This window comes from Nocardioides sp. Z21_20, from assembly GCF_059766585.1.
The window spans coordinates 1-3,861 of the sequence record NZ_JCBAJX010000026.1; the positions used below are offsets into that span (position 1 = coordinate 1).

The 3,861-nt window shown below is 67.4% G+C and carries 4 protein-coding genes; all 4 read left to right on the forward strand.

Annotated elements, in window-relative coordinates:
* Positions 1-87 precede the first annotated feature (87 nt).
* The 4 genes from AC6EH9_RS19920 to AC6EH9_RS19935 all read left to right on the forward strand — a co-directional run bounded on the left by AC6EH9_RS19920 (position 88) and on the right by AC6EH9_RS19935 (position 3,462).
* On the forward strand, positions 88-477 hold the full coding sequence (locus AC6EH9_RS19920; protein WP_498425428.1) for a hypothetical protein: 390 nt from the start codon (positions 88-90) through the stop codon (positions 475-477).
* 113 nt (positions 478-590) lie between these two features.
* Positions 591-893 (forward strand): hypothetical protein, encoded by a 303-nt coding sequence (locus tag AC6EH9_RS19925; protein ID WP_498425430.1) that lies wholly within the window; start codon positions 591-593, stop codon positions 891-893.
* 9 nt (positions 894-902) lie between these two features.
* Positions 903-2,213, forward strand: coding sequence for a hypothetical protein (locus AC6EH9_RS19930; RefSeq protein WP_498425431.1), 1,311 nt, complete (start codon positions 903-905; stop codon positions 2,211-2,213).
* Positions 2,214-3,264: 1,051 nt separating this feature from the next.
* The gene (locus tag AC6EH9_RS19935; protein WP_498425432.1) at positions 3,265-3,462 is read left to right on the forward strand and encodes a helix-turn-helix domain-containing protein; all 198 of its coding nucleotides are present in this window, start codon (positions 3,265-3,267) and stop codon (positions 3,460-3,462) included.
* Positions 3,463-3,861 lie beyond the last annotated feature (399 nt).

Sequence of the window (3,861 nt, forward strand, 5' to 3'; positions counted from 1 at the left end):
CATCACCCAATCCATCGTGGTCGGGTGGCCTACTTTTCGAAGAGCGCTACTGGCCTAGTTTTCGGGGAGCGTCGACACTGCTCCGCGTTGGTCGATCTGAACCGGTGGGTCGACTTCCTCCGTCTGGCCTACGGGCTGCCTCCGGCGATCATCCCTCCGTTCTGGCACCGTCACGAGGAGCTCATCTGGGAGCTCTCCGCCCTGCACCTGCACTGGTTGAACAGCTACCACCGCGATGCTCCGCTCTCGGCGCCGCTGCACTGGCACCACGACTTCTCGATCGCACGAGTCCGACTGCGGGAATGGGTCTCCACCAACGGAGCCCGCCTGGATCGTGACCGCCCCACGCGCGTCACGACCTGGCCCGGTGAACCCCCACGTCCGACAGCGCCCGAGTCCGTGATCCCCGACCGCAGCGAGGACTTCCAGGCCTTCCTGCGCGAGGACTACCGCCAGCGGCAGCACTCCCGGGGCTGACCTCCAGAGCGGGTGTCTGCGGCGCACCTATCCACAGCTCAGACGGCGTGCCGGCGGCGTCGACTCGATGCGTCCGACGCAGAGACATCCACAGATCGAAAGGGGACTCCCCCATGTTGCTTGCAGATGCCGTCGCGCTTGCTGAGGCGCGTACCTACCTCGCGGCCTTGGCCAACCACGCGGTCACCGTCGATGCATCACTGGCCTACGAGCGGACCCTGCTCTACCTCGACGCCATCCACGGCGACAACGTGCCCGGCCTGGATCCCACGCGGCTGCTCAACGACCGTGCAACGTTGGCCGTCGGCGCGGAGTCGGCGATCGAAGAGCTCATCGAGCACGGCCTGGACGCCCTGCAGGTCGAACTCGTCCTCGACATGCTCGACGAGGCCCGCGCGCTCGACACACCGGCGTGAGCCCCACCCATGTACGGCGAGAACTCCGACGCCTTGCGGGCCGAGCTGTCGAGCCTGTTGCGTCAACATCGCATCCAGCACCGCATCGGCGGTGCTGGCATCCACACCATGCCCGTCACCACCACCGACGCGGAGCGCGCCGAGATCGGCCGTCTGATCCAGCACTACCGATACGGCGTCCTGACCTGGTGCCGACAGGTCCTGACCGCGGCCACCCCCAGCGGCTACCGGGGCCGCACCGCACGCAGCGGGAGCGCCGACGCCGTTCTGTTGCGCAGCCTGACCCGCACCATGGGCGACTCGACCACGACGCTACCGAGCCTGGCTGACCTGACCACGCCCAACGAGTTCACCCTTGTCGAGGGGTGGCGGGGCGCGGCCCGCGCCGCCGCGCTGGGGGAGCATGACTTCCCCGGTGAGGTAGCCCGAGGGCGACTTGACCTGGCCCAGGGCCTGACCGTGACCAAGGACGTTGCCGAGGTGATCCGGGCCCTGATCGTCCTCGACCGTCGCTACAAGAACATCCCCGATTGGGAACCGCTGAGCCGACGCGTGACGCTGATGAACGCAGCGCAGGCGTGCGCGTTCCTCAACGCCGCCGACTACAGCGTCGACCGACGCGGCGCACGCCCACCGGCACGCCCTCCCAACGCCCGGCCCCGCCCTGGCATCGCCGGAGTCGTCCAGTGCGAGCACAACCTGCTGACCCACCTGGACAGGGTCCCGACCGCGCTGAACTTCCGCCGTCTCCTCGACTCCCAACGCGAGCTGTCCCACCTGCTGACAGCACGCACCCCTGTCACCGCCCCGGACCTCGCCCAGCGATGGGCGGCCCGCGAGCGGACCTACGCCTCAGTGCAGCGCGCAACCCGTGACATCGACGGCCGGCTCGGCGCCGGCGGCGCAGCCGTCGCCGAGGCCGCCAACGCGATCAGCCGCCTACGCAGGATCCCGACCGATACCCCGCTGGCGCAGCGGGCGCTGCGAGACCTCGGCTTGCTCTTCGACCGGGTGGACCAGCGGTTGGCGGACGTCTTCGAGCGTGGCGCACACGAACGCCTGTACTTCACCCGCCGCACAGTCCCCCTCAAGGTCGACAACGACCGGAAACTGCTCGCACGTATCGGGGAGCAGTTCGTACCGATCACCCCAGCGCTTCAGACAAGCGTGACGCACCTGCTTCGCAGCGCGCTGTCATCGCCTCGACAGACCCTTGGCTCCCATTCGGACAGTCGCGCGAGTCGGAGGGCCCTGGACGAGGCGATCGCACACCGCCCCGCGTCACGTCGGCAGCTCCCCGCCCAACAACTCGAGCTGTGAGCTCCCCTTCCGGCACCGCCCTGGCAGGGTTGCGGTCGTAGCTGTGATGTCCAGGCAAGTCGTGCACACCCCATGCAGCGCACGCCCGAGGCGCGGCTGACCACTACCCGGTCCTTACGTCAGAAGCGGCAACCCACGAGCGATCTCCACCTGTCACGGGACGCGTGTCGCCGACGAGGCGCGGAGGTAGCTCGGCTTCGAGGTGGTGGCCGACGTGAAGCCCGCTCCCAGCTGCGGGGCCCTCGCCGCCTCGCTGATGGTCGACCGCGAGCCCGTCGCGGCACTCCTTTTCCGCCGCCCGTGGCGCCGCGGCAGCCAGCACCGCCCAACGCCGAGGCGGGCATTCGCACTTGACCAGCTCGGCACCCTCCACTCCGACGGCACCCGCCTCAGGACCCGGAGACGGCGTGGCTCCTCGTGGCGGTGGAGTCCACACTGATCCGTGACCGGATCTGGCACGACATGAATGCCCGAGAACGCCACCTCTCGCGTGGCGCTGTGGAACGACTTGACCCGCCGCGCACCGGAGTCCGTGCTGGCAGCCCCGGCGATGCTCGGTTCGCCAATTGGCTCAACGGCAACGGCGCCCTCGCCTGGTGCGCTCTGGACCAGGTTCCCCAGGGCCAGCCCTATCCAGCAGCAGACCTCGACCGCCGTCGTGCATCCCAGCACATCGGAACCCTTCAAGACCGCCGTCACCACCGAATGTAACAACGCCTGGACGGGCTGGCCCCTTAGGAGAAGACACAGCCCGGTCCGCGACCGCCGGCGATCTGAGACACGTCATTCAGACCACGTACCGGCGCCACCACTTCTGCCGCTGATCCAGATCGGGCGGCTGCTCTTACGACTCGCCGTCCGGCAGCGCGGTCACCTCGCGGCTCCGTGGCAGGTCGACGTCGTTGCGGACTTTAGGTCTCGATCGATCCCGGCGACAACTGACCCGACGGGCTGAACGCGGGATGGGAGTCGCACCTACCCAGCACGGGACACGAAGCGCCAGGCCCGGCTCGTCCGCCCGAAACACCACCACAACGCCAGGAGCAACGTCATGAGCCAGAACAGGAACCTCCCGACCTACCTGAGCATCGACGAGGCGGCCACCGTCATGTCGGTCTCGACCAAGACGATCCGACGCCGGATCAGCGACGGCACCATCCCCGCCTATCACTGCGGCCACCGCCCGATCCGCATCAAGCTCGAGGACCTCGAGGCGGCCCTCCAACGCATCCCGGCGGTCAACTGGTGACTCGAGGACCACGAACCGCCAAGGTTTCTGAGGACTACGTAGGGACTACGACGGCGGAAATGCAAACCGCCCCTGACGCCTGTTTTTGCAGGTCAGAGGCGGTTTTGGATGCGGTGGGCGATACTGGGTTCGAAGTTTTGAGAGGGCCATTTCTGGGGGATGGCCGAGAGCCCTTCTCTGAGCGTAAAGTCGCAGGTCAGACGGCATTTTCCGCCCTCCACACGCAGTGACAGATGGGGACAGAAAAGGACAAAAATGGAGGTCCTTGTTCCCCGTATGTTCCCCGAAACGGTGCCGTCGGGAAGATTCAGATGGCTCGGGCGGGACTGCTGCACGGATAGGTGACATCTGATCTGTGGTGCCGAGAGGTGCTGCTGGAAGGATGTGCACTGTGCCGAA

Excerpts from the sequence above, each read along its gene's own strand:
- AC6EH9_RS19935 (WP_498425432.1), top strand. The coding sequence starts at position 3,265 with ATGAGCCAGAACAGGAACCTCCCGACCTACCTGAGCATCGACGAGGCG.
- AC6EH9_RS19930 (WP_498425431.1), top strand. The coding sequence starts at position 903 with ATGTACGGCGAGAACTCCGACGCCTTGCGGGCCGAGCTGTCGAGCCTG.
- AC6EH9_RS19925 (WP_498425430.1), top strand. The coding sequence starts at position 591 with ATGTTGCTTGCAGATGCCGTCGCGCTTGCTGAGGCGCGTACCTACCTC.